At 64.4% G+C, this 25716-nt stretch carries 24 protein-coding genes and 1 pseudogene; 14 read left to right on the top strand and 11 right to left on the bottom strand.

Features of this window, described 5'->3' with window-relative positions; translation table 11 throughout:
• Nucleotides 1–15: 15 nt before the first annotated feature.
• On the top strand, nucleotides 16–1095 hold the full coding sequence (locus ACRQ5Q_RS30870; RefSeq protein ID WP_439374054.1) for an isocitrate/isopropylmalate dehydrogenase family protein: 1080 nt from the start codon (nucleotides 16–18) through the stop codon (nucleotides 1093–1095).
• A gap of 10 nt (nucleotides 1096–1105) precedes the next feature.
• Nucleotides 1106–1522: an ASCH domain-containing protein gene (locus tag ACRQ5Q_RS30865; protein WP_439393728.1), complete on the top strand. Its 417-nt coding sequence runs from the start codon at nucleotides 1106–1108 to the stop codon at nucleotides 1520–1522.
• A gap of 125 nt (nucleotides 1523–1647) precedes the next feature.
• Here the strand turns inward: ACRQ5Q_RS30865 and ACRQ5Q_RS30860 are convergent, their stop codons facing one another.
• The 3 genes from ACRQ5Q_RS30860 to ACRQ5Q_RS30850 form a co-directional block, all read right to left on the bottom strand.
• Nucleotides 1648–1932, bottom strand: coding sequence for a hypothetical protein (locus ACRQ5Q_RS30860; protein ID WP_439393726.1), 285 nt, complete (start codon nucleotides 1930–1932; stop codon nucleotides 1648–1650).
• 103 nt (nucleotides 1933–2035) lie between these two features.
• Nucleotides 2036–2851 (bottom strand): enoyl-CoA hydratase, encoded by an 816-nt coding sequence (locus ACRQ5Q_RS30855; protein WP_439393724.1) that lies wholly within the window; start codon nucleotides 2849–2851, stop codon nucleotides 2036–2038.
• Nucleotides 2852–2972: 121 nt separating this feature from the next.
• Entirely contained in the window at nucleotides 2973–4322 is a 1350-nt protein-coding gene (locus tag ACRQ5Q_RS30850; RefSeq protein ID WP_439393722.1) for a L,D-transpeptidase family protein, read from the bottom strand.
• A gap of 176 nt (nucleotides 4323–4498) precedes the next feature.
• On the opposite strand from ACRQ5Q_RS30850, the gene ACRQ5Q_RS30845 reads away from it, so the two are divergent.
• The gene (locus ACRQ5Q_RS30845; RefSeq protein ID WP_439393720.1) at nucleotides 4499–4690 is read left to right on the top strand and encodes a hypothetical protein; all 192 of its coding nucleotides are present in this window, start codon (nucleotides 4499–4501) and stop codon (nucleotides 4688–4690) included.
• A gap of 33 nt (nucleotides 4691–4723) precedes the next feature.
• Here the strand turns inward: ACRQ5Q_RS30845 and ACRQ5Q_RS30840 are convergent, their stop codons facing one another.
• Both ACRQ5Q_RS30840 and ACRQ5Q_RS30835 read right to left on the bottom strand, forming a co-directional pair.
• Entirely contained in the window at nucleotides 4724–5095 is a 372-nt protein-coding gene (locus ACRQ5Q_RS30840) for a helix-turn-helix domain-containing protein (RefSeq protein WP_020608151.1), read from the bottom strand.
• 17 nt (nucleotides 5096–5112) lie between these two features.
• Nucleotides 5113–6171 (bottom strand): LysR family transcriptional regulator, encoded by a 1059-nt coding sequence (locus ACRQ5Q_RS30835; RefSeq protein ID WP_439374059.1) that lies wholly within the window; start codon nucleotides 6169–6171, stop codon nucleotides 5113–5115.
• Between the two features lie 485 nt (nucleotides 6172–6656).
• Between ACRQ5Q_RS30835 and ACRQ5Q_RS30830 the strand changes: the two genes are divergently transcribed.
• Both ACRQ5Q_RS30830 and ACRQ5Q_RS30825 read left to right on the top strand, forming a co-directional pair.
• On the top strand, nucleotides 6657–6923 hold the full coding sequence (locus ACRQ5Q_RS30830; protein ID WP_439374060.1) for a hypothetical protein: 267 nt from the start codon (nucleotides 6657–6659) through the stop codon (nucleotides 6921–6923).
• A gap of 203 nt (nucleotides 6924–7126) precedes the next feature.
• Entirely contained in the window at nucleotides 7127–7858 is a 732-nt protein-coding gene (locus ACRQ5Q_RS30825; RefSeq protein ID WP_439374061.1) for a cytochrome c biogenesis CcdA family protein, read from the top strand.
• Nucleotides 7859–7886: 28 nt separating this feature from the next.
• On the opposite strand, the gene ACRQ5Q_RS30820 is transcribed toward ACRQ5Q_RS30825, so the two are convergent.
• The 5 genes and pseudogenes from ACRQ5Q_RS30820 to ACRQ5Q_RS30800 form a co-directional block, all read right to left on the bottom strand.
• A complete protein-coding gene (locus ACRQ5Q_RS30820; RefSeq protein ID WP_439374062.1) occupies nucleotides 7887–8543 on the bottom strand; it encodes an HAD family hydrolase in 657 nt (218 codons plus the stop codon).
• Nucleotides 8544–8772: 229 nt separating this feature from the next.
• Nucleotides 8773–9690: an MBL fold metallo-hydrolase gene (locus ACRQ5Q_RS30815; protein WP_439393718.1), complete on the bottom strand. Its 918-nt coding sequence runs from the start codon at nucleotides 9688–9690 to the stop codon at nucleotides 8773–8775.
• A gap of 92 nt (nucleotides 9691–9782) precedes the next feature.
• Nucleotides 9783–10019: pseudogene (locus ACRQ5Q_RS30810) on the bottom strand (NAD(P)/FAD-dependent oxidoreductase); the annotation flags it as partial.
• An 824-nt stretch (nucleotides 10020–10843) separates the two neighbouring features.
• Complete coding sequence (locus ACRQ5Q_RS30805) at nucleotides 10844–12352, bottom strand: sensor histidine kinase (protein ID WP_439374064.1); 1509 nt, start codon at nucleotides 12350–12352, stop codon at nucleotides 10844–10846.
• A 289-nt stretch (nucleotides 12353–12641) separates the two neighbouring features.
• Nucleotides 12642–12980, bottom strand: coding sequence for a DUF1236 domain-containing protein (locus tag ACRQ5Q_RS30800; protein WP_439374065.1), 339 nt, complete (start codon nucleotides 12978–12980; stop codon nucleotides 12642–12644).
• A gap of 137 nt (nucleotides 12981–13117) precedes the next feature.
• Between ACRQ5Q_RS30800 and ACRQ5Q_RS30795 the strand changes: the two genes are divergently transcribed.
• A complete protein-coding gene (locus ACRQ5Q_RS30795) occupies nucleotides 13118–13351 on the top strand; it encodes a hypothetical protein (RefSeq protein WP_439374066.1) in 234 nt (77 codons plus the stop codon).
• Between the two features lie 148 nt (nucleotides 13352–13499).
• On the opposite strand, the gene ACRQ5Q_RS30790 is transcribed toward ACRQ5Q_RS30795, so the two are convergent.
• Nucleotides 13500–14774, bottom strand: a complete 1275-nt coding sequence (locus ACRQ5Q_RS30790) for a serine hydrolase domain-containing protein (protein WP_439374067.1) — start codon at nucleotides 14772–14774, stop codon at nucleotides 13500–13502.
• 163 nt (nucleotides 14775–14937) lie between these two features.
• Here ACRQ5Q_RS30790 and ACRQ5Q_RS30785 point away from each other — a divergent pair, with 163 nt between their 5' ends.
• The 8 genes from ACRQ5Q_RS30785 to ACRQ5Q_RS30750 all read left to right on the top strand — a co-directional run bounded on the left by ACRQ5Q_RS30785 (nucleotide 14938) and on the right by ACRQ5Q_RS30750 (nucleotide 25671).
• The gene (locus tag ACRQ5Q_RS30785) at nucleotides 14938–15855 is read left to right on the top strand and encodes an intradiol ring-cleavage dioxygenase (protein ID WP_439393716.1); all 918 of its coding nucleotides are present in this window, start codon (nucleotides 14938–14940) and stop codon (nucleotides 15853–15855) included.
• Between the two features lie 465 nt (nucleotides 15856–16320).
• Nucleotides 16321–17637 (top strand): CmpA/NrtA family ABC transporter substrate-binding protein, encoded by a 1317-nt coding sequence (locus ACRQ5Q_RS30780; RefSeq protein WP_439374068.1) that lies wholly within the window; start codon nucleotides 16321–16323, stop codon nucleotides 17635–17637.
• A 61-nt stretch (nucleotides 17638–17698) separates the two neighbouring features.
• Entirely contained in the window at nucleotides 17699–18595 is an 897-nt protein-coding gene (gene ntrB, locus ACRQ5Q_RS30775; protein WP_439393714.1) for a nitrate ABC transporter permease, read from the top strand.
• A gap of 13 nt (nucleotides 18596–18608) precedes the next feature.
• The gene (locus ACRQ5Q_RS30770; RefSeq protein WP_439374070.1) at nucleotides 18609–19403 is read left to right on the top strand and encodes an ABC transporter ATP-binding protein; all 795 of its coding nucleotides are present in this window, start codon (nucleotides 18609–18611) and stop codon (nucleotides 19401–19403) included.
• 337 nt (nucleotides 19404–19740) lie between these two features.
• Entirely contained in the window at nucleotides 19741–21132 is a 1392-nt protein-coding gene (locus tag ACRQ5Q_RS30765) for an MFS transporter (RefSeq protein ID WP_439393712.1), read from the top strand.
• 178 nt (nucleotides 21133–21310) lie between these two features.
• On the top strand, nucleotides 21311–21727 hold the full coding sequence (locus ACRQ5Q_RS30760) for a globin family protein (protein ID WP_439374072.1): 417 nt from the start codon (nucleotides 21311–21313) through the stop codon (nucleotides 21725–21727).
• 22 nt (nucleotides 21728–21749) lie between these two features.
• On the top strand, nucleotides 21750–22967 hold the full coding sequence (locus tag ACRQ5Q_RS30755) for an NAD(P)/FAD-dependent oxidoreductase (RefSeq protein WP_439393711.1): 1218 nt from the start codon (nucleotides 21750–21752) through the stop codon (nucleotides 22965–22967).
• Between the two features lies 1 nt (nucleotide 22968).
• Nucleotides 22969–25671, top strand: a complete 2703-nt coding sequence (locus ACRQ5Q_RS30750) for a molybdopterin-dependent oxidoreductase (RefSeq protein ID WP_439393709.1) — start codon at nucleotides 22969–22971, stop codon at nucleotides 25669–25671.
• The last annotated feature ends 45 nt before the right edge of the window (nucleotides 25672–25716 follow it).

The following is a 25716-nucleotide window of genomic DNA, read 5'->3' as shown; positions in this document are numbered from 1 at the left end:
CGCGCAGGAACCCCCATGTCCGCAAACAACGCCTTCCACATTGCCGTGCTCGCCGGAGACGGCATTGGTCCCGAAGTCATGGCGCCGGCGCTCGAGGTGCTGCGCAAGGTCGGCGAGAAATCCGGTCTCGGCTTCCGCTTCACCGAGGCGCCGGCCGGCGCGAACAATTATCTGGCCACCGGCAAGTCGATGCCGGACAGCACGATCAAGCTGTGCGACGAGGCCGATGCGATCCTGCTCGGTGCCTGCGGCCTGCCGTCGGTGCGCTATCCTGATAACACCGAGATCGCGCCGCAGATCGAGCTGCGCTTCATCTTCGATCTCTATGCCGGCGTGCGCCCGGCGCGCCTCATCCCCGGCGTGCCGAGCCCGATCGTCGGCGCGGACAGGCGCGGCATCGATCTCGTCGTGATCCGCGAATCCACCGAGGGCCTGTTCGCCTCGATGGGCAAGGGCGTCGTCACTCACGAGGATGCGCGCGAGACCATGGTGATCACGCGAAAGACCTCCGAGCGCCTGTTCGAGTTCTCGTTCCGCCTCGCGGAACGGCGCAAAGCGCGCGGCAAGCCCGGGATGCTCACCTGCGTCGACAAGGCGAACGTGTTCAAGGCGTTCGCGTTCTTCCGTAGCATCTTCGACGAGATCGAGAAGAAGCATCCCGACGTGAAGACCGACCGGCTCTATGTCGATGCCTGCTCGGCGATGCTGGTCAAGCGTCCCTGGGATTTCGACGTGATGGTGATGGAGAACATGTTCGGCGACATCGTTTCCGACATCACGGCGAGCCTGATCGGTGGTCTCGGCATGGCCCCGTCCGCCGACATCGGTGACAAATACGCCGTGTTCCAGCCTTGCCACGGCACGGCGCCCGACATCATGGGGCAGGGCAAAGCCAACCCCACCGGCATGATCCTGTCGGCCGCGATGATGCTGGACTGGCTCGCCGAGAAGCATGGCGTGGAGAGTGCGGCGGAAGCCGGCGAGACCATCGAGCGTGCCGTGGACCGGGTCTATGCCGGCGGCATCAAGCCGATGGAATTTGGCGGCAGCAACGGCACCGCCGACATCACGAAAGCAGTGATCGCCGCACTCTGAAAGGAAGCGGATGAGCAGGCAGGTCCCCGAACGCTATCAACACCTCCGGACGTTTGCTTTCGGCGACAGTCCTGGGCTCGCAGACGAATTGCTCGATCTCGTCGTCAGGGGCATCAAGACCGCAACTTGCAGCACGGAAGACGAGCCGAACACGTCTACGCCCGGCGAGCGCTGGGTCGTGCTCGATGGACGGGGAGGGCCGCGCTGCGTCATCGAAAGCACCGAGATCACATATCGGCGCTTCCATGACGTCGACTGCGCGTTTGCCTATGACGAGGGCGAAGGCGACCGAAGCCTGGCCTATTGGCGCAGCGCTCATCGCGCCTATTTCGGCCGGCTCGGACGATTCAGCGAAGACATGATGCTCATATGCGAGCGCTTTCACCTGATCGAGGTGTTTGGGGCGCGGCCGCCAACGGAACCATAGCTGACTTTAGCTCGGCGATGATCCCTTCCTCGTTTCCAGAAGTACGTGCTGGCTATCCGGACCGAGCGCTGGTTTCGGCTGATCAAACGCCTCCGACGAAAGGGGGCCTTGCGGCCCCCTTCAAGTCACCAGTGGTGCCGCCAGTGGCGGTGGCCCCAGCCCCACGGGCGCGGTCCGTAGAACCGGCGCGGGCCGCCATAGTAGCCGTAGGCGCCGTAATAGTTCGGGCGCCAGAAGCAACGGCCCCAGGGGTTACAGACCCAACGCACCTGGTCGACGTCGGCGGCCGGGCCTTTTGCCATCTGGTCCGCCTGCGGAATGCCGTTCGGCATTGCCGCAAGGGCCGGTCCCGAAGCGACCGCCATACCGCCCATGGCAGCCAGACCAAGAACAGCAAGTTTGAGTTTCATCGCAATCTCCCTCGTTGGTAGCCGGAGAACTTGCGACAGATCAATTGGTTGCTCCCGCAGCGCAGGCGGGAGAGGAATTTAATCTTCCTGAATGCGGGTTCATTCACCGCCCCTGAAACTTCGGCTTGCGCTTCTCCATGAAGGCCTGACGGCCCTCGCGGAAATCCGCCGAATCCATGCATGCGGTGCCGATCGCCTTGATCGCGTCCATGTCGCGCGCGCCCTCGTCCTTCAAGACCTGCGCGATGGTGATCTTGGCCGCCTTGATCGCGAGCGGGGCGTTCTGGGAGATCGTCTCGGCGATCGCCATGGTCTCGCCCCAGAGTTCGCCCTCCGGGAACACGCGCTCGACGAGGCCGATGCGCAGCGCCTCGGCGGAATCGATGCGCATGCCCGTGTACATCAGAAGCCGCGCCCAGGACGGGCCGACCAGCGACACCAAGTGCTTCAACCCGTCATAGCCATAGGCGATGCCGAGCCTCGCCGCAGGAATGCCGAACTGGCTGTCCCGCGAGGCGATGCGGATGTCGGCGAGCATCGCGACCTGCATGCCGCCGCCGAGGCAAAAACCCTGGATGCAGGCGATGGTCGGCTTCGGATAGTCGGCAAGCAGCGCGCGCTGGGCGACGCTGCGCCTGGCGTATTCCTCGGACGCGGCGGCGTTGTGACGGGTTTTCTCGAACTGGCTGATGTCGGCCCCTGAGACGAAGGCCTTGCCGCCGGCACCGCGCAGGATCACGACGCGCACTGCGTCGTCGTCGCGCAAGGCCGTCAGCGCCTCGCCAAATCCCTCCCACATCTCCAGCGACATCGCGTTGCGCTTGTAGGGATTGTTGAAGGTGATCACGCCGACGCCATCGGTGGCGTGCTGCAGGATCTTGCCGTCGGCATATGACTTTTCGTCGGAAATCTCGGGCATCGCGGCGCTCGCGTGTTGTTGGCGAGGCGCAATGTGCGGCCGGGCCGAGGCCGGGGTCAACCGCGGCCAGGCGAGGGGCTTCGCACCCGCCTGTGCGGCAATTGCATGGGCCGAGAAGCGCCTACTGCGTCACATGCATGTGCGCGGTCAGCGGATGGTCGGCCGCCTTACCGAAGAACGCCGCCTCTTCGGCGGTCGCCTCCAGCAGCTGCTCGTCCTGATTATAGACGTCGTTGCGGAACTGGATGGTCTGGTCCTTGGTCATCCACGCCGTGAGATAGATCCAGGCCACCGGCACCTTCTTCGCCATGGCGACCTCCAGGTGCTGGCCGCTGGCGATTTCCGCGTCGATCGCGGCGCGGCTCCATTTCGGCTGATCCTTGAGCAGCCAGGCGGCGAGATCGCGCACATTGTCGACGCGCGAGCAGCCGTGGGAATCGAAGCGGTAGTCGTCGCTGAACAAATTGCGCTGGTTGGTGTCATGCATGTAGACCGAATAGGAATTCGGCATGTCGATCTTGACCGCGCCGAGCGCGTTGAAGGTGCCGTTTTGCTGGCGCACCGTGAAGTTCGGCGTGTGCGTGCCGGACCAGTCGACCGAATGCGGATCGATCGGATTGTCGTGGGCGTCGAGCACCTCCATGTGCATGCGCGACAGATAGGTCGGATCTTTCCGCATATGCGCGGATATCTCGGTCCTGGCGATCGAGGCCGGCACCGTCCAGGTCGGGTTGAGGACAACGCTGGTGATCTGGGCCGTGAGCGTCGGCGAGGGCTTTTCGGTCTTGCCGACGATGACGCGATAGCGCCGCACCACGACGTCGTTCTCGACCGCTTCGGCAAAGGCGGCGGGGATGTTGACCACGACATAGCGCTCGCCGAAGCCGAAATTCAAGTTCTCGAGCCGTTCGAGCGAGGCCTCGAGCTGGCGGATGCGCTTCTGCACGGAGACGTTCATCGCCGCGAGCGTGCGCGGCGTCACCGTGCCGGTGGGCGCGAGGCCGTGACGTGCCTGGAAGCGCTTCACCGCGTCGACGAGATCCTGGTCGAAGGCGCCGGTGGTTTTGTCGGCGGACAGATCGCCGGAGAGGATCAATCGCTCGCGCAGGAGATCGTCGCTGGTGCCCTGGACGCCGAGTGCGAATTTGGCATCCGCAGGGATCGTCGGCCAGCCGCCGCGCACGGCGAGTGCGGAATAGCTGAACGCGGCCTCCTTGATGCGCTGGGCGGAGCCTTCGTCAAAGGTCGGCTCGTGCGTCAACGCGAGCGCCGCGGCCGAGCGGCTTTCCGGCGTCGAGGCGGGCGTCGTTGCGGCTTTCGGCGCAGCTGCGTGGGCCGGATTGGCCGCGGCCGACACTGTCCCGGCCGTCGCCGGCTTGGGGGGGGCCTGTCCGACGGTCTCGGTTTGTGCCAGCGCAGAAGCGCTGGCGAGCACGCCGACGGCGATGATCATCGCATGGCATTTCGACATGTGTTTCATCTTCCCCAAGAGAGCGAGGCCGGGACGGGCGCTCGCATGGGCAATTTTCGGCCGCCGCGCTGCGTACGCCGATTCGCGAAATCGACGGAAAATTAGGGCACCGGTGTTGAGGTCCCATTAAGCGCGGCAGTCGAAAGCTCCGCGCGTCCGCCCGCGGCGTCTCTCGATTGGATCGCGGCAAGGGCGGAATGGGTTCGCGAAAAAGCGATGGGGGAGGGGAAAAGGGCAAGAAAAGGGGCGGCCAGGCCGCCCTGAAATACGAAGGCCGCGCGCGGATGGCGCACGCCGAACCCGGTTCAGAAGATCTGATCCAGCCGATCTCGTCAATCCGGCCGCGCCCCCGCGACGCGGCGGATTGAACGTTGGCCGTCAAGGCCAGACCGTCGATCGGCTCAGCTTTCGTTGGCCGCGATCGATTCCATCAGCGAGACGAGCTGACGCTGTACCGTTTGGTCCTTGATCTTGCTGTAGGCGCGCAGCAGGCGGAGGCTGAAAGCCGAATCGAGGAAGAGCAGGCTTTCGACTTCGCGTGCCTTGTTGTCGCCGTCATAGAAGAACGTCACGGGCACGTCGAGGGCGGAGGCGATCTGCTGCAGGCGGGCCGCACCGACGCGATTGACGCCCTTCTCGTACTTCTGGACCTGCTGGAAGCTCACGCCGAGCTTTTCGCCGAGCTCGGCCTGCGAGATCTTCATCTCGACGCGCCGCAGACGGATCCGCTTGCCAAGCTCGATGTCCGGCTTGCCGGCACTGCGCTGCTTCATTCTTTTCGCCGCTGTTTTCATAGTCGTTTCTCACGTTCTTCGGTTGAAAATCCCCCGAAGAGCTGGGTCAGGGGTTCGCCCATGTACGAGTCCTTGAATTCATGCGGGTGCACGAACTCTTCCTTAAACCACGGGAAGCGAGCCGGATCGAAAGCCTCGATCAGCCAGTCAATCATGTGCCGAACGCGCGGGATGCGGCCGCTACCGGGATGGTAGGACAACCAGATATCCAACGGCCGGTTCAATTCGACCTCCAGTGGAATCAGCTTCCCGCCAAGCGCAATGGCGTAACTCGGGAATACGCCGATTCCGGCGCCATTCGCGACCGCCCAGTAATTGGCGCTTGAGACGTTCGTCTTCATGACCAGAAGATCACGTTCCTGAACGCCCGGGAAGAAGCTCTCAAAAGTCTCCTTGGCCGCGAGTTGGTCGGCGAATTGGAGCACCAGGCGATGCTTGATCAATTCATGGGCCGAGCGCGGCGTGCCGTATTTCTCGAGGTACTTCTCCGAAGCCCAGAACATCAGATGCATGCGGCCGAGCCGCACCAGCTTGACGTCGAGCGCAGAAGGCCGCGACAGGTGGATGGCGACGTCGGCCTCGTGGCGCGAGACGTCGGCCGAGCGCATCGCGCAATGCAAGTCGACCAGGATCTTCGGATAGGTCTGCTGGAATTCGACCAGGCGCGGAGCGAGCCAGAACGTGCCGAGACCCTCGGTGACGGCGACGCGGACCTCGCCGGACAGGACGTTGCCGGTCGAATCGCTGGTGCGCAACACGTCGAATGCGGCTGCTTCCATCCGCTCGACGGCGGAGACGACGAGCGCGCCCTCGTCGGTCAGATGAGTGCCGTGGACGTCGCGGGTGAACAGAGTGGTGCCGGTCTGGCGCTCGAAATCGTCAATGCGGCGCCGGACAGCGTTGATCGACAAGGACAGCCGTTCGGCCGCCGAACGGAAACTTCGGCAGCGGACGACTTCCAGGAAGATGCGCGCCGCATCCCAATCGGAGAGGCCGCTGAGATTTGTTTTTGGGCGTTCCTCTGGAGGAACGCCCCTTTCCGCCAAGGAGTGCATACAAGTCCCTTCAGGCGGCTAAACTGGCAGAATCTGGCGCAAACCACAACCACGGCGGGTTGCGGGGGTGACGAGTTTTGAACGCCATCCTTACTGCCGCGCGGTTGGTATCATGGTGCGGCCAAGGGCTGGGAATCAGGCAGACGATCGCCTGAATTGAGGGGTGTCGCGTGAGTTCCGTTGCGAGCCTTCAGATGGCTGCGGGATTGTCGGCGCTGTCCGCAATGGACATCCTTGTGCTAGCGGCGCTTCCAACTCCGTGCATGGATCAATCCCAACGCAACAGGCGTTCTCTCCTTGGCTCTCTCGACGATGGCCAACGTTGCGGCGGGCCGATGTGCGCCGGAACCGCCGAATCAGCGCAGAAACACATTGAAATCATGTTCAGAGGCGTCGCGCCCTCGTGTTATCCTTGGTCTCCCATGGGGGCCAAAGGGGTCGTCGCAAATACGTCTCGCAGGCCGAATTAACGGAAAGAACGCCCGGTGTCGCATTCAGACGAACAGTTGCAGTCGGTGCTGGAAACGCTCGAGGAGTGCCGCAGGGCGCTCAGCGAGATGAACAGTCGCGAGTCGGCCGAGCTGCTGTCGATTGTCATCCTCGACGTGCGGATGAAACTCAAAGGAATTGACAGCGCCGATCTCAAGGCGCTGTGCGACGAAATGCTGCGGAACGCCGGAAGCGAACCGCCGCCCCGTTCCAAGCAGACGCAGGACCAGCCCCGGCGTCCGCTGCTCCGCGTGGTGAAGTAGCCACGCCGCCTGGTCTCGCTTTTTGGCGAGGTTTGTGTGCGTCCCGATGCCGCATCTGTGATCACGGACGGCATCGGGAGGAGCCCTGGTTTTGTGCGCCCGTGTTGCGCATTTCCCGGCATCGGCTACACCAGAGCCGGCGCTCCGGGCCGCGTGCGTTTCCTGCGCGCCGCACGGGGGCCTGAGATGGCTCCGACTGCATCATGCAAAATGTTTCGATCCCGGCGGCGCTGATTGCCGGCCTCGTCAGCTTCCTCTCCCCTTGCGTCCTGCCACTGGTTCCGCCGTACCTGATCTATCTCACGGGCGCGACGATCGAGCATGTCGAGAGCGAGGAGCCGGCCTCGGCTTCCAAGCGCGCGATCATGATGTCGGCGCTGCTGTTCGTGCTCGGCTTCTCCACAGTGTTCGTGGCGCTCGGCGCCAGCGCCTCGCTGATCGGCGGGCTGATCCGGGCCTGGTCGGCCGAGCTGTCGATCCTCGCCGGCATCGTCATCATCATCATGGGCCTGCACTTCCTCGGGCTGACGCGCATCGGCCTGTTGATGCGCGAGGGCCGGCTGCCGATCCCAAGACCCGTCGGCCTCTGGGGTGCCTACATCATGGGTCTCGCCTTCGCCTTCGGCTGGACGCCCTGCATCGGCCCGATCCTGGCGGCGATCCTCTCGATCGCCGCGGCCGAAGCCACGGTGACGAAGGGCGCGGGCCTGCTCGCGGTCTATTCGGCGGGCCTCGGCATTCCCTTCCTGATCGCCGCGCTGATGATCGAGCAGTTCTCCACGCTGTTCGCGCGCATGAAGGGTCAGCTCGTCAACGTCGAGCGCGCCATGGGCGTGTTGATGGTGATCACGGGCATCGGCTTTCTCACCGGCGCGGTCTCCAATGTGAGCATCTGGCTGCTCGAGACGTTCCCGGCGCTGCAGACGATCGGGTAGGTCGTGTGCCATGGCGGGAGTGCCGCGATCATTCCATGCGTAGCAAAGCCGGCAGGTCGCTCATTCGATGAAAGAGGTCGTCACAGGCCTCCGACAATTCTCGCTCAGCTCCGATATCCCCTCCGGTAAAACCGAGGACTTTCATTCCTGCGGCCTTTGCCGCGCGAACTCCGGACAACGAGTCCTCAACAACGATGCAACGTGAGGGGTGAACGCTCAACGTTTGTGCGGCATGCAGGAACAGGCCGGGGTCCGGCTTCCACGAACCAACCTCATACGCACTGAAGATGCGTCCTTCGAAATGCTCCAGCAGTTTGGTCAATCCGAGGGCATGCGTCAGCTTCGACATGGGGCCGTTGGATGCTACGCAAACCGGAACGTCGATTTCGGCCAATGCCGCATGGATTCCATCGACGGGCTTCAGTTCGGCATCAAACGCCAGCGCGGTTGCTCGCCGAACGTCGTCGATGAAACTGTCCCGGACGCTGCGGCCTAGCCGGTGCTCGATTTCACGCACGCAATCGGCCATCTTGACCCCGCGGAAAGAACGGATGGCGTCTTTGACGCTGATCGATATGCCTTCCTGGGATGCCGTTTGAACCAGCACGGTCAGTGCAATGATCTCGCTATCGACCAGGACGCCGTCCGAATCGAAAATGACAAGTTCGGGATTTGCAGAGGTCATTCCTGCGAGGCTCCAAGCACATCGTTCAACGGAATGTCTCGCTATATCCGGGACGATGGACGGAGGCCATACTGGCCGTCTGGAATTGTCGCAGGCGGGATCGTGAGGGCCCGAGGCGGGTCCTCGCATGTGCCGCGGATGCCGAGCGCATCACTGGTGATTTGAACCAGGGCGCGGACTCACGAAGGTCATGAGCACGCGCCCCGGTTTGGCCTCGGCTGACACGCCGTCAGTAATCCCAGAACACCGGCACCCAGCGGAACGCCTCGCCATCAATCGCCACGCGGCCCACCGACGGGAACGGCAAATGCGTGGCCACCAGCATCTCGCCGGTCTCGGCAATCTCGCGCAGCAGACGGATACGAACGCGCGCTGCCTCCTGGGGGTCGTGCTCGAAGCCGTTGTGCCAGTCGGGCTGTTCGAACCCGACCGCAAACACGGCATCGCCCGCGAAGGTCAGTGCGTCGCCGCCGGACGCCACGCGAACCACGCTGTGTCCGGGGGTGTGACCGCCGGTGCGACGAGCGATGACGCCGGGCGCGATCTCCTGCGTCTCATCGAACGTCCGCAACTGGCTGCCGTACTCCTTCACGAACCGCTTGGCGGTGGCCCGAAGCGCGTCCGGGAATCCCTGCGGCATGTTGGTGTGGGAGAAATCGGGCGCCTCCCAGAACCTGACCTCGGCGGCCGCCACGTGGATGCGCAGGTCCTTGCGCAGCCGCTGCTTCACGCCGTCGACGAGCAGCCCGCCGACGTGGTCCATGTGCAAATGGGTCAGCACCAGATCGGTCACGGCCGAAAGATCGATGCCGGCGGCCTCCAGGCGCCTGATCAACTGCCCGGCCCGCGGCAGCTGCAAGTCCGGGTCGGAGCCCAGGCCCGCGTCGATCAGGATGGTCTTGTCGCCGCTGCGCACCATGACCGCGTTCAACGCCCAGTCGAAAGCGTCCTGCGGCAGGAACATGTCGTGCAGCCAGGCCGCCCGCTCGGCGGGGCTGGCGTTGTGCGCCAGCATCGTGGTCGGCAGCGGCAGCACGCCGTCGCTGACCACCAGCACGTCGATATCGCTGATCTTCAGCGCGTAGCGCGACGGCACCAGCTCTTCGGGACCCGATGCCTGGGGATATGAGGTGTTGTGCAGGTTCATATGTGTGGCTCCTGTCTCATGGACGGCTTCTGGCTGGTCCTGGTTGAACGGGCCACGCAGCCAGGACGCGTGGCCGTCATCGCTTCGCCCGTCTAGAGATCGGTCACACACTCCGGATCGGCTGAGGCTGGCGCGGCGGCGCGCTCGGGCTTCGGCGGGTAGATCCAGATGGTGTTGATCTCCCGCTTCGGCTTCTTGGCGACGTCGCCGACCATCTCGACCTTGCGTTCCCAGCCGCGCGTGAACAGCGCGCCGGCTTCGCCGAGGTCGAGACAGGCCTTCTGGTGGTAGGGCCTGGTCGGAACGCCCAGCAGCTCCGCGGCCGCGTTCAGTCGCATGTGATTCACTCCTGAGTTCGGTTTCGGGACAGAAGTGCGTCGTCGCCGCCGCTCAAAATCGGCGGAGCCTGCTGCGGGCGGCGATGACGCCAAGTGGTGAAACGGTGGACGCTGCGGCCTTACGGGGCAGTGCAGGCTGGCAGCGACGACAGCAGCGCGGGGCTTCCACAGGCGGCCCGGCAGCTTCTCGGGCTTGATGCCCAGCCGCGCAGCGCCACCGGCACGGCAGCTTTCCTCGGCCAATCATCATTGATCAGGATTGACGTTAGCGGAGTGGCGCCCAGTGCCGGTGTCTCCTCGGCGGTCGGTGAGGTGAGACGCACGGTGAGTGAGAACCCGTACAGGAGCGCCGTTGCGATGGCTTTGCGGCGTGGAGCAATTGCAAGGCATTTCCAGTCCATTGTTGTCTCCGTCGGCATGGTCCGTTCCTGCGATATCTAGCGAACCGGATGTTCGACTGCCCCAGCGCGATTGCCGTCCCTGTCGCGGGATTGCTGCTAACGCGTCCGTCTGAGCCAATCGCTCGGCGTTTCGCCCGTCAGCTTCTTTGGCGAGGGATTGCTCATGGGTGCGGTGCTCCCGATCATTGTGCGGCTCCTCCTGATCGTCTCAGGCTGCACATCAGCCGTCCGTATTTGCACGGGTCGGCGCGTGTTCTATGGGCGTGACGGCACAGCGTCTTTCCTGAAGCGGCCATGCTTTGCCCGATCCTGCTCCGGGCGGGTGCGCGTTATCGCAAACGCACGCCGGGCCGCGCCGAGCTGTCGCGGCGTTGAACGCGCGAGAGACGGTTAGATGCCGTCGATGGTCCCTGTTCAGCGTGTCTCGTCCAGCGTGCAAGTCACCGTGCAGACGACGCCGCGCGGCAGGAAGTCGACGGTTGCCTCGCCGCCGAGCTGGTCGCGGGCGCTGCGCTCGATCAGGCGCGAGCCGAAACCGCGCCGCACCGGCGCGGTTACCGGCGGTCCGCCCATCTCGGTCCAGATCAGGCGCAACCGCGGCTTCGGCGTCTCGGCGATGATCTCCCAGTCGAGCGTCACCCGGCCGGTCTCGTTCGACAGCGCGCCGTATTTCGCCGCATTGGTGGCGATCTCGTGCACGATCATCGACAGCACCACGGCGAGTCGCGGCGACAGCGGCACGGCGGGGCCGGCCATGCGGATGCGGTCGGGACTGTTCAGCAGGAACGGCTGAAGCGCACGGGCGATGACGTCCCTCAGCTCCGAGCCCGCCCATTTCTCCTGGCTGAGCAGATTATGCGCCTCCGCCAGCGCGCCGAGCCGACCCTCGAACTTGGCCCGCTCGTCACGGCTTGCGCTGCGGAAGGTCTGCACCGCGATTGCCTGCATCAGGGCCAGCGTGTTCTTGACGCGGTGGTTGAGCTCCTCGATCAGGAGATCGTGCAGCATCTCGCCGCGCGCGATCGCGGTTGCCATCCGGACCGCGAAGGTGAGGCCGATCAGCAGCAGGATGCCGCCGATCAGGCCGGTGATCGCGATGTTGCGCCAGAGCGGGGCGATCAATGAGCTCTCGGGGACGCCCGCCGCCACCGTCCAGCCGGTGAGCCGGGATCGCGTGTAGGCGGAGGCGAGCGCAACGCCGTCGAGCGAGACCGACGACAGCGTTGCCTCGGGCGCGCGAAACATTTCCGCGTATAGCGAAGGCGATGCGCGCTTGCCGAAGGTCTCGCCGGGATTTGGCACGCGGGCGAATACCGTGCCTGAGGTGTCGAGCAGGGACACCGTCCATTGCTGGTCCGGCCGCTGCTTCTCGATCAGCTCCTGGAAGACGCCGATCGGCGGGCTGAAGCTGAGGGCGTAGATCACCTCGCCATTCCGAAGCACTGGCACCTCGACGGTCAATACCTGCCGTCCATTGATCGCGCCCGTGAACAGATCGGAATATTGCGGCGTCCCGGTCGCGAACACCTTCTCGACGATCTCCAGATTGCCATGCAGCGGCAGGCTCGCAGTATTCTCCGAGGTGCTGGAGAACAACAGCCTGCCCTTGCGGTCGGAGATCAGCAACAGGCCGTCCTTGCCGTACTGATTGAGGAAGCCGAGCGCGATGCGACGGAAGTTCGGGAAGTCGTCGTTGCTCAGTGAGTTCGTCAGCGCCAGCACCTGCAAACTGCCGGTCATGCGCTGCACCTCCGAATCCAGCACGAGGCGCATGCTGCGCACGTTCTCCAGCACGCGGCGCGCCGCGTCGCTGCGGTCCTGCTTGTAATGGTAGAAGGCAATGCCGACCGCGAAGACGATCATCGGCAGCGTCGTTCCCGCGACCAGGAGAGCGAGCCGGACCGGCAGGGTGAGCTTTGACAAACGCGCTTGTCCCGCTTCCGGCGCGGCGGCGCCGGCTTATGATTTTGGCGAGAACCATACGGGCAGGACTGGCACGGCGCCATGGTTTTCGCATGCGACGAGCGGTCCAGAAGGATTTTGCAGCGCGCGCCGATCTCCGCGCCTCAGCTCATGCTGATTGCGGTCAGCAACAGACACACGGCGTAGATGGCCGCCAGAATGACCCCGGCGATCCGCGCCTCTCGATGCGGTTTCATGCGATCAATTCCGGCAGGCGACCGCCTTCGCGGCGGCCGCTCGCCCGTCAAGATCAATCGATTTCCTGAACGACCGTCCGTGTGCCCGGATCCACCAGCATCACGCGTTCGCCGGAATAGACGTAGCGATATTTGGTGAGGGACGCGCCCCAATCGGCCGGAACCGCTTCGAGCTCGACGTCGCTCGGCACCTTTGCGCCGACGATGATCTTCTCCTTCGTCGTGACCGGACGCACCCGGTGCTCGGTGACGTAGGATTTGATTCTGGTGCGATATTCCGGCTCGATCTGAACGACCGCGTGACCGGTTCCGGTCGTGGTCACGGTGGATTGCGCGAATGCGCCGGTCGAGATCAGAACGGCCGCCGCGGTTAGCAGGAACAGTCTCTTCATGTTCTCCTCCTCGTTGAATAAGCGCCGCAACAACCTTTCGCCGCGCGCGACGTTCCCCGCGGATAGGAACAAATTACCATTTATTCCCGTTGATGGGCCGACCGGGCCGAGGTCCGGCAACTGGAGGAGGAGACGAGATGAAACTGAAGATTGCGACTGCAGCGCTGATGGTTGCTGCGTTTTCCCTGCCGGCGTTCGCGGCCGACGAGTTCTACGTGGTCCAGGATGTCAAGACCAAGAAGTGCACCATCGTGGACAAGAAGCCGACCGACGCCTCCATGACGGTCGTCAGCCCGTCGGGCACGGTCTACAAGACGCGCACAGAGGCTGAGACCGGCATGAAGAGCGTCAAGATCTGCACATCCAATTAAGGAGCATGTGATGCCAGTGTTCATTCTCTGGGCCGTACCGGCGATCATCGTGATCGGCGGCGGCGTCTATCTGATTGGTCACATGCACTAGCGGAACAGCAATGGGCCCCCCGATGTCGTGGAGCCCCTTGCAGCAAATGTCATAAATTTAAAGATTGCTCTCGGTGATCGCGGCATAGACCATGCTGCGCAGCTCGCGGCGGAGCGGATAGGCGCTCGACGGCAGGACCTGCGTCATGAAGATCGTGATCAGCTCCTCTGCCGGATCGATCCAGAACGAGGTCGTCGCCGCGCCGCCCCAATTGTATTCGCCGGGGCTGCCGGCGATCAGCGTCTCGGCCGGGCGCATGGTCACGGCGAAGCCGAGGCCGAAGCCGATGCCGTTATAGGTCGCTTCCGAGAACAGCGAGCGCGACACCTCCGGCAGCGCACGGCCGCCGGGAATGTGGTTGGTCGTCATCAGCGCCAGCGTCTTCGGTCCGATCAGCCTGACGCCGCCGAGCTCGCCGCCGTTGAGCAGCGCGCGGCAGAAGGTGAGATAGTCGGCAGCCGTCGAGCACAATCCGCCGCCGCCGGAGATGAAGGAGGGCGGTGACAGGAACGAGCTCGTCGTCGGGTCGTCCTGGAGCGTCAGCCCCTCGCGGCGCTGGCCGGCGTGGAAGGTCATGCCGCCGCCCGGGTCGGCCGAATAGCAGGCCGCGAAGCGGTGCGCCTTCGAGGCTGGGACGTGGAAATCGGTGTCGCTCATGCCGAGCGGATCGAGAACGCGTGTCTTGAGGAACTGCTCGAACGGCACCCCTGAGATCTTGCCGATGAGGTAGCCGATCACGTCGGTCGCCACCGAATAGTTCCAGGACTCGCCCGGCGAGAATTCCAGCGGGATTTTCGCCAGCCCCTCGATCATGGTCTGCAGCGTGCCCGACTTCTCGACCTCGCCGAGCTTCTCGGCGCGATAGGCCGCATCGACGTTGGAGCGCTGCTGGAAGCCGTAGGTGAGGCCGGAGGTGTGGCGCAAGAGGTCGACGATCAGCATCGGCCGCGACGGCGGCCGGGTCAGGAACGCCGGCGCGGTGCCGGCGACGAACACGCCGAGATCCTTCCATTCCGGAATGTATTTGGCGACGGGCTCGTCGATCGCGACGAGGCCTTCCTCGACCAGCATCATGAAGGCGACGCTGGTGAGCGGCTTGGTCATGGAATAGATGCGGTAGATGGTGTCGTCCTTCACCGGCACCTTGCGTTCGATATCCGCAAGGCCCTGCACGGAGCTGTGGGCGATCTTGCCGCGGCGATAGACCAGGAGCTGCGTGCCCGGGAAACGGCCGGCATCGATGTATCGCTTCTTCAGATGCGCATCGACGCGGTCGAGCGCGGCCTTGGACATGCCGACGGATTCGGGCGAGGCGGGGGTGGGGGCGAGCATCAGTTCCTCCGGGCAGTTTCTAGGGGACCGTGATAGCCAAATGGCGGGCCCATTCCAAGCCGGTCGCGCTTAACGCGGGGCCGCCGACTGGTGTAGGCTCCAGCCTGGAACACCTCCAGACAGCCCGCTTGGGCCAACGAAAAAACGCGAGGGCAAGCGCACCATGACCCAGTTCAACGAGACCGATCTCACCGAAGCCGTCGTCAAGAGCTTCGAGCAGACGCCTGATACGCGGGCGAAATTCCTGCTCCAGGAATTGGTGAAGTCGCTGCACGATTACGTGAGCAAGACCGGTCTCACCTTCGAGGAATGGGAATACGCCATCGATTTCCTGACCCGGACCGGGCAGAAGTGCACCGACACCCGCCAGGAATTCATCCTGCTGTCCGACGTGCTCGGCGTCTCCATGCTGGTCGACGCCGTCAATCACCGGGATCGCGAGGGCGCTACCCAGACCACAGTGCTCGGGCCGTTCTATGTCGGCGAGCACAAGGTGACCGCGCACGGCACCGACATCTCGCCGAACAATAAGACCGGCGAGCGGATGTTCGTGCAGAGCCGCGTCACCGACCTCAACGGCAAGCCGCTTGCGAACGTCCCCGTCGACGTCTGGCATGCCGACGACGACGGCTTCTATGATTCACAGAAGGCGAATTATGACGAGGTCGGCGCCTCCGCGCGGGCGCGCTTCATCACCGATGATGATGGCCGCTTCTTCTTCCGCACCATTTTGCCGTGCAGCTATCCGATCCCGACCGATGGTCCCGTCGGCGAGATGATCCTGCAGACCAATCGTCATCCGATGCGCCCCGCACATGTGCACTTCCTGGTCAATGCCAAGGGCTACGAGCCGCTCATCACTCACGTCTTCATGGACGGCGACAAATATCTCGATTCCGACGTGGTGTTCGGTGTGAAGAACGACCTCGTCGCCAAGGTCGAGCCGCGCAACGATCCCATGATGCCCGATGGTACCAAGGCGAACGGGCGCTGGCACCTGATGAGCTACGAATTCCACCTCAAGCCTGGCGGCGGCGTGGCGCCGAAGCCGCTGGGGACGAAGGCCGCGGAGCCGGCGTGATCCGGCTATCGTAACCGGGCTGCGAAGCATTGAGCTTCCTGATGCAGCCGCCAGAGGCTGCAACGATGCGGCACGGCGCAGGGCAGGCCGGCTTCGGTCCGGCTTTGGCCCGCCTTGCCGCCTTGTGCTTGGGCGTCTGCACAACGTTTGTGCGGCGCACAAGCATTGAGCAAATCGCAAATTTCGCGTGCGGAGCCGGCCTGCGGCAGTCTGGCGCGTCATATATAAGTGGCTGATTTATATTGATTTTTTGTTGTTGCGTGCTTGGCATGAAGCTTGAATAGTTCCATGCCGACGCCATTGAAGCCGTCCCGCGAGACTTCTCATCCGATTTGCCGACGCCACCCGAACGGGGGTCTCCCCGTCGCGCGTTCGCATGCGCCCTTTTCTGGCGTCACGGACGGACGGGCTGCTCGTGCGCACTGACGCAATCATTCCGCAACGAGGCAAAGGACGACACTACACATGACCAAGCGCATTCGCCGGCCCTCCGAGACTGGCTTCAGCCGCCGTCAATTGTTGAAAGCCGCCGGCTCGACTGCTGCCCTTCTCGCCGCCGCCAAACTCAATTGTCCCGCCGGCGCCTTCGCGCAGGATTCAGGCCCTGAGGTCAAGGGCGCCAAGCTCGGCTTCATCGCGCTCTCCGATGCTGGCCCGCTCTTCGTCGCCAAGGACAAGGGCCTGTTCGCCAAGCACGGCGTGCCTGACGTCGACGTGCAGAAGCAGGCGTCCTGGGGCACCACGCGCGACAACCTCGTGCTCGGCTCCGAAGGCAACGGCATCGACGGCGCGCATATCCTCACCCCGATGCCGTACCTGATCTCGGCCGGCAAGGTGACGCAGAACAACCAGCCGACGCCGATGTACATCCTGGCGCGGCTCAATCTCGACGCGCAGTGCATCTCGGTCGCCAAGGAATATGCCGACCTCAAGCTCGGCACCGATGCGGCGCCGTTCAAGGCGGCGCTGGAGAAGAAGAAGGCCTCCGGCAAGGCCGTGAAGGCCGCGATGACCTTCCCCGGCGGTACCCATGATCTCTGGATCCGCTACTGGCTCGCCGCCGGCGGCATCGATCCGGACAAGGACATCGAGACCATCGTGGTGCCGCCGCCGCAGATGGTGGCCAATATGAAGGTCGGCACCATGGACTGCTTCTGCGTCGGCGAGCCCTGGAATCTGCAGCTCGTCCACCAGGACATCGGCTACACCGCGGTCAATACCGGCGAGATCTGGAGCAAGCATCCGGAGAAATCCTTCGGCATGCGCGCAGCCTTCGTCGACAAATATCCCAAGGCGACCAAGGCGATCCTGATGGCGGTGCTGGAGGCCCAGCAATGGGCCGACAAGGCCGAGAACAAGCAGGAACTCGCCACCATCATGGCCAAGCGGCAGTGGATCAACTGCCCGGTCGAGGACGTCTACGACCGCACTGCCGGCAAGTTCGACTACGGCAACGGCAAGGTGGTCGAGAACTCGCCGCACATCATGAAGTACTGGCGCGACTTCGCCTCCTATCCGTTCCAGAGCCACGATCTCTGGTTCCTCACCGAGGACATCCGCTGGGGCAAGTATGAGGCGAACTTCGACACCAAGGCGCTGATCGCCAAGGTCAACCGCGAGGACATGTGGCGCGATGCAGCCAAGACGCTCGGCGTCGCGGCCTCCGAGATTCCCACCTCCACCTCGCGGGGCAAGGAGACCTTCTTCGACGGCAAGGTGTTCGATCCCGAAAATCCGGCTGCTTATCTGAAGTCGCTCGCGATCAAGCGGGTCGAAGTCTGATGCAGCCTCGCGGTCGCCCATGGGCGGCCGCATCGTCTTTTGCAGCCGGAGAGATATTGCGATGAACATGCCTGCCACCAAGATCGAGGTCGAGACCGCGACGCCGGCGGCCGCCGCCGCGTCTGTCGTCGCGATGACGCCGAAGCGGCCGCCGCGCAGTGAAGCCTACGCACGGATGGCAAGGGAAACCGCTGTGCGCGTCGTCCCGCCGCTGGTCGTGCTCGCGCTGCTGACGCTGGTGTGGGAGCTGGTCTGCCGGCGCGCCGGCTCGGCGCTGCCGCCGCCGTCAAAAGTCATGAAGGACACCAAGGAGCTGATCCTCGATCCGTTCTTCGACCATGGCGGCATCGACAAGGGCCTGTTCTGGCATCTCTCCGCCAGTCTGCAGCGCGTCGCGCTCGGCTATTCGCTCTCGGCGATCGCCGGCATCGCGCTCGGCGTGCTGGTCGGGCAGTCGGTGTGGGCGATGCGCGGGCTCGATCCGCTGTTCCAGGTGCTGCGCACCATTCCGCCGCTGGCCTGGCTGCCGCTCTCGCTCGCCGCGTTCCGCGACGGCCAGCCCTCGGCGATCTTCGTCATCTTCATCACCTCGATCTGGCCGATCATCATCAATACCGCGGTCGGCATCCGCAACATCCCGCAGGACTATCGCAACGTCGCCGCGGTGGTGCAGCTCAATCCGCTCGAGTTCTTCTCCAAGATCATGATCCCGGCGGCCGCGCCCTACATCTTCACCGGCCTGCGCATCGGCATCGGCCTGTCCTGGCTCGCGATCGTCGCCGCGGAAATGCTGATCGGCGGCGTTGGCATCGGCTTCTTCATCTGGGACGCCTGGAACTCCTCGCATATCAGCGAGATCATTCTGGCGCTGTTCTATGTCGGCATCGTCGGCTTCGTGCTGGACCGCCTGATCGCGGGCCTCGGCAAGATCGTCACCCGGGGCACCGCGACAAGCTAAGGGGAAGGGACACATGACCGCCTATCTGAAGCTCGACCACATCGACAAGATCTTTACCCGCGGCGCTGCCACGACCGAGGTGCTGAAGGACATCAACCTGACCATCGAGAAAGGCCAGTATGTCTCGATCATCGGCCATTCCGGCTGCGGCAAGTCGACCCTGCTCAACATCATTGCCGGGCTCACGACCGCCACCACCGGCGGCGTGCTGCTGGAGAACCGCGAGGTCAACTCGCCGGGCCCCGATCGCGCCGTGGTGTTCCAGAACCACAGCCTGCTGCCGTGGCTCACCGTCTACGAAAACGTCAGGCTCGGCGTCGACAAGGTCTTCGCCCGGACCAAGACGAAGGCCGAGCGGGACACCTGGGTGATGCACAATCTCAACCTGGTGCAGATGGCGCATGCCAGGGACAAGCGTCCCTCGGAGATCTCCGGCGGCATGAAGCAGCGCGTCGGCATCGCACGGGCGCTGGCGATGGAGCCGAAGGTGCTGCTGCTGGACGAGCCGTTCGGTGCGCTCGACGCGCTGACCCGCGCGCATCTGCAGGACTCGGTGATGGCGCTGCACCAGAAGCTCGGCAACACCATCCTGATGATCACTCACGACGTCGATGAGGCCGTGCTCTTGTCCGACCGAATCGTGATGATGACGAACGGGCCGAGCGCGCGCATCGGCGAGGTGCTGGAGGTGCCGCTGGCGCGCCCCCGCAAGCGGCTCGAGCTCGCGACCAACACCACGTATCTGAAGTGCCGGCAGCGCGTGCTCGAATTCCTCTACGAGCGTCATCGCTTCGTTGAGGCCGCATAACCAAAGTTAAGACGCGAGACGTCCGCGCCTAATAAATCGACATCAAGCTCAATCCTTGTGCGTCGCATAAGGATTGAGCGAACCGCAAATTCAACGTGCGAAAGATCACTGCAAAAACTTCGGGCAATACGAATAACGTGCTGAAATCCCTGTATTTCCAGCACGCGCGCAACTGGCACGGAAATTGAAGCGTCCTTGCGCGACGCCAACGACGACGTCCCTCAACATCATCAATCAGCATCGTGAACTCGCCACCGGGGTGAAGCCCCGGAGCGCGCCTCCGTGACCGGAGGCAGGGCCTGCAACGACGCAGCGGTGAGCCTGGAAGGGAAAATGTATGACCAAGAATTCGACTCTAAGTCAGACTTGGATTTCTGACTGGCGCCCCGAAGATGAGGCGTTCTGGAATGCGGGCGGCAAGACCATCGCGCGGCGTAACCTGATCTGGTCGATCGTCGCCGAACACATCGGCTTCTCGGTGTGGCTGATCTGGAGCATCGTCGCCACCAAGCTGCCGCAGGCGGGCTTCCACTACACCACGGACCAGCTGTTCCAGCTCGTCGCGGTGCCGGGGCTGATCGGCGCCTTCATGCGCTTTCCCTACACCTTTGCGGTCACGACCTTCGGCGGCCGCAACTGGACCATTTTCAGCGCGGCGATCCTGTTCATCCCGACGCTGTCGCTCGCCTATTTCGTCAGCCATCCCGATACCCCGTTCTGGCTGATGCTGCTGGTCGCCTCGACCGCAGGCCTCGGCGGCGGCAATTTCGCCTCCAGCATGACCAATATCTCGTTCTTCTTCCCCGACCGGATGAAGGGCTGGGCGCTCGGTCTCAATGCGGCCGGCGGCAATATCGGCGTCTCCAGCGTGCAGCTGTTGACCCCGATCCTGATGACTCTCGCCGTGATCAACCTGTTCCAGGCTAGCCCGGTTGACGGCATGTTCCTGCAGAATGCCGGTCTGATGTGGGTGCTGCCGATCGCGATCGCGGTGTTCGGTGCGGTGTTCTTCATGAACAACCTGACCACGGCCAAGTCGTCGATCAGGAACCAGCTCGCGGTGGTCAAGCGCAAGCACACCTGGATCATGGCGTATCTCTATATCGGTACGTTTGGATCCTTCATCGGCTATTCCGCGGCGTTCCCGCTGCTGCTCAAGACGCAGTTTCCGTCGGTGACGATCTCGATCGCCTTCCTCGGGCCTCTGGTCGGTTCGCTGTCGCGCCCGTTCGGCGGCTGGCTCGCCGACAGGATCGGCGGCTCGGTCATCACCTTCTGGAATTTCATCGTGATGGCGGCGGCGACGGTCGGTGCGCTCTACTTCGTCGGGCACAAGGACTTCATCGGCTTCCTGTCGATGTTTCTGATCCTGTTCGTGACGACGGGCATCGGCAACGGCTCGACCTACCGCATGATCCCCTCGATCTTCCGCGAGCAGAACCTGTCCAAGGTGCGCGGCAAGGGCGATGCGGCACGCAGCGCGGCCCTGAAGACGGCGAGCATCGAGAGCGGTGCGGCGGTCGGCTTCATCGGCGCGATCGGTGCCGTCGGCGGCTATCTGATCCCGAGCGGCTTCGGCAAGTCGATCGCCCTGACCGGCGGTCCGCAGCTCGCGCTCGCGGTCTATCTCGCCTTCTACGCCTCCTGCCTCGGCCTGACCTGGTGGTTCTATCTGCGTCGCAGCCCGCAGGGCGAAGGCGCGCCAGGCCTCGCCGAAGCGCGCGTCTGAGCATGATCCGGAAAAGTGTGAAGCGGTTTTCCGACCAGATCATGCTCAAAAAATAAGACTTGGTACGAATCTCGCTTCTCCCCGGACGCGGGGAGAAGACTCTCTGATGACGTTTGACCCATGAACCTTCTCCGCAACGGCGCGGACAAAGGCAGACCGAAACAGACCGGAGAACATCATGACGCCCGAACAGATTACCCTCATCCAGCAGAGCTTCGCCAAGGTCGCTCCGATCTCGGAAGCCGCCGCGGTGCTGTTCTACGATCGCCTGTTCGAGGTGGCGCCGTCCGTGCGCGCGATGTTTCCCGAGGACATGACCGAGCAGCGCAAGAAGCTGATGAGCATGCTCGCCGCCGTGGTCGGCGGCCTGTCGAACCTGGAGTCGATTCTTCCTGCGGCCTCGGCGCTCGCCAAGCGTCACGTCGCCTACGGCGCCAAGGCCGAGCACTACCCCGTGGTCGGTGCGACCTTGCTGTGGACCCTGGAGAAGGGCCTCGGCGAAGCCTGGACGCCCGAACTGGCAAAGTCCTGGACCGACGCCTACCGCGTGCTGTCCGGCTACATGATTTCCGAGGCCTACGGCGCACAAGCGTAGGCCGCCGAATAGGAGATGCCTTGTGAGTGAACCGCTGGTCATCGTCGGTAACGGTATGGCGGCCGCGCGGCTTGTCGATGAACTCGCCAGGACCGCACTCGGCCGTTACGCGGTTGCCGTCATCGGAGATGAGCCTCGGCTCGCTTACAATCGCGTGCTGCTCTCCTCCGTGCTGGCCGGCGAGACCGGTTCGCACGAGATCGAGCTCAGGCCGGCGGACTGGTGGCGTGAACGCGGTATCACGGTGCGCTGCGGCTACCGCGTCACCGAGGTCGACACCGGCCGTCGCGAGCTCAAGATCGCGGGCGAAGAGAGCATGGAATATTCCAGGCTCGTGCTCGCCACGGGATCGACGCCGCTACGGCTGAACGTGCCCGGCGCGGATCTTGCCGGCGTGCACACGTTCCGCGATACGCGCGATGTCGACCTGCTGCTGACGCTCGCCGCGGCGAAGAAGCGGGTCGTCGTGGTCGGCGGCGGGCTGCTCGGCCTGGAAGCGGCCTATGGTCTCGCCAAGGCCGGGGCGTCGGTGACTCTGCTGCATCTGATGGACCGACTGATGGAGCGCCAGCTCGATGCGCCCGCGGCCGACCTGCTCAAGACGCTGGTCGAGCGCAAGGGCATCCGCATCCTGCTCAGCGCCTCGACCGCCCGCATCCATGGCGAAGGCCACGTCGAGGCCGTCGAGCTTGCCGACGGCAGCCGCATCGAGGCAGATGCGGTGATCTTCGCCGCCGGCATCAAGCCGAACGTCGCGCTGGCGAAAGAGGCGGGGATTGCGGTCAATCGTGGCGTCGTGGTCAACGACGTGATGCAGACCTCCTCCTCCGACATTTTCGCGCTCGGCGAATGCGCCGAGCATCGCGGCACCTGCTATGGCCTGGTCGAGCCCGCCTACGAGCAAGCGCGCGTGCTGGCGCGGCATCTTGCCGGCCGTCCCGCCGCCTATCAGGGCAGCGTGGTCTCGACCAACCTCAAGGTCTCCGGCGTCAGCGTGTTCTCGGCCGGCGACTTCATGGGCGGGGAGGGCAGCGAGAGCCTCGTGCTGTCGGACCGCAGGCGCGGCACCTACAAGAAGCTCGTCATCGCCGACGGCCGGCTCACCGGCGCGGTGCTGATCGGCGATACGCTCGATGCGCTCTGGTATCTCGAGCTGATCCGCAATCGCGACAAGGTGGCGGCGATCCGCACCGACATGATGTTCGGCCGCGTGCTCGCGCAGCCTTCGAAAGCAGCTTGAGATGACGGCGATCGACCCAAATCTCCGCACCACCAAAACGACCTGCCCGTATTGCGGCGTCGGCTGCGGCGTGCTGGCAACGCCGGACGGCAAGGGCGGCGCGGCGATCGCGGGCGATCCGGATCATCCCGCCAATTTCGGCCGATTGTGCTCGAAGGGCTCGGCGCTCGGCGAGACCGTCGGGCTGGAGAGCCGGCTGCTCTACCCGATGATCCGCTGCAAGGGCGTTTTGGAGCGCGTCGCCTGGAGCGATGCGCTCGACCACGTCGCCCACCGCATGCACCATATCGTGGCCCGCGACGGCGCCGACGCGGTCGCGTTCTATCTCTCCGGCCAGCTCCTCACCGAGGACTATTACGTCGCCAACAAGCTGATGAAGGGCTTCGTCGGCACGGCGAATGTCGACACCAATTCGCGGCTCTGCATGTCGTCCTCGGTCGCTGGCCATCGCCGCGCCTTCGGCGCCGACACCGTGCCCGGCTGCTACGACGATCTCGACCAGGCCGATCTCCTGGTCTTCGTCGGCTCGAACGCGGCCTGGTGCCATCCCGTGCTGTTCCAGCGCATGCTGAAGAACCGCGGGGAGCGCGGCGCGCGCATAATCGTGATCGATCCGCGCCGCACCGACACAGCGAGCGACGTCGATCTGTTCCTCGGCCTCAAGCCCGGCACCGACGCTGCGCTGTTCTCGGGCCTGTTCGTCCATCTCGCCGATAATGGCGCGCTGGACCAGGACTATATCGCTGCGAATACCAGCGGTTTCGACGAGGCGCTGGCGCGCGCGCGCAACATCGCCGGCAGCGTCACTGCGACCGCTCTCGCCACGGGCCTCTCCGAGCAGGACGTCGGCTCCTTCTTCAAGATGTTCCGTGACACCGAGAAGGTCGTCACGCTCTATTCGCAAGGGGTGAACCAGTCGGCGCAGGGCACCGACAAGGTCAACGCGATCCTGAACTGCCATCTTGCCACGGGGCGCATCGGCAAGCCCGGGGCCTCGCCGTTCTCGCTGACCGGCCAGCCCAACGCGATGGGCGGCCGCGAGGTCGGCGGCCTCGCCAATATGCTCGCCGCGCATATGGGCTTTACGCCGCCCGATATCGACCGCGTCAGGCGGTTCTGGAAGGCGCCGCGCATCGCCACGCATGAGGGCCTGAAGGCGGTGCAGCTGTTCGAGGCGATCAACCGCGGCGAGGTCAAGGCGCTCTGGGTGATGGGCACCAACCCCGCGGTGTCGCTGCCCGATGCGGACTTCGTGCGTGCGGCGCTGAAGAAGCTCGAGCTGTTCGTGGTGTCCGAGAACGTGCTCTCCAACGACACCGTCGAGGCCGGCCCGCATGTGCTGCTGCCGGCGCTCGCCTGGGGCGAGAAGTCGGGCACGGTGACCAATTCCGAGCGGCGCATCTCGCGCCAGCGCTCGTTTCTGCCGGCCCCGGGCGAGGCGCGCCCCGATTGGTGGATCCTGAGCGAGACCGCAAAGCGCCTCGGCTTCGGCGACAGTTTCAATTACAAATCCGCCGCCGATATCTTTCGTGAGCATGCCGCGCTCTCGGCTTTCGAAAACGACGGCAGGCGCGATTTCGACATCGGCGCGCTGAGCTCGCTGTCGGACGAAGCCTTCGACGCGCTGAAGCCGGTGCAATGGCCGGCGCGCGCAGGCGCTGAGCCGGGTGAGCGCTTCTTCGCACAGGGCGGCTTCTTCACCAATGACGGCAAGGGCCGCTTCATTGCGCCGGAGGTGCCGACGCTGCGCGGCGAGACCGGTCCGTCGCGTCCCTTGCGGCTCAACACCGGGCGCATCCGCGACCAGTGGCACACCATGACGCGCACGGGCCTCAGCCAGCGCCTCGGCGCGCATCTGCCCGAGCCGTTCGTCGAGATCCATCCCGATGACGCCGGCAAATACGGCATCGCCCATGACGGCTATGCCCGCATCACCACCGACTACGGCCAGTGCATCCTGAAGGCCGTCGTCAACGATGGGCAGCAGCGCGGGACCCTGTTCGTGCCCATCCACTGGAGCGCGATGAACGCCTCGCACGGCCGCGTCGGTGCGCTGGTGCAGTCCTTCACCGACCCGTTCTCGGGCCAGCCCGAGTCCAAGGCGACACCGGCCGCGATCGCGCCCTATGAATTCGTCTTCCGCGGCTTCGCGCTCTCGCGAAAACAGCTCGAGCTGCCGCAGAACCTGTTGTGGACCCGCGTCACCGTGGCTGGCGGCTTCGGCTATCTGTTCGCCGACAATGCGGACCTCGCGCGCTGGCCAGCCTGGCTCGTGAGCGTCGCCGGCGAGGACGTTGCCGAGTATCGCGACTTCGGTGGCGGCGTCTATCGTGCCGCCTCGTTCGCGGACGATCGCATCGAGACCTGCCTGTTCGTCGGCCCCGCCCACGACGCCGGCGATTGGGAGGTGGTGAAGAGCCTGTTCGTGGCCGACCAGGTCACCGACGACCAGCGGCGCATGCTGCTGTCGGGCAAATCCAGCGAAGGCGTCGCCTCGACCGGCCCGATCGTCTGCGCCTGCTTCGGCGTCGGGCGCGGCACCATCTGCGACACCATCGCCAGCGGCGCGCGCACCGCGGCCGAGATCGGCGCAAAACTCAAGGCCGGCACCAATTGCGGCTCCTGCATCCCCGAGTTGAAGCGCCTGATCGCGACGACGGACATCGCGCCGGCGCAGCAGAAGGTCGCAAGCGCGGGCGGGTAGGGCTGGCTCTCTCCGTCGTCATTGCGAGCGCAGCGAAGCAATCCA

This window comes from Bradyrhizobium sp. PMVTL-01 (assembly GCF_051861855.1).
GTDB lineage: Bacteria > Pseudomonadota > Alphaproteobacteria > Rhizobiales > Xanthobacteraceae > Bradyrhizobium.
The sequence above is the reverse complement of the archived record's forward strand: the minus strand, read 5'-3'. Positions and strand labels throughout refer to the sequence as shown.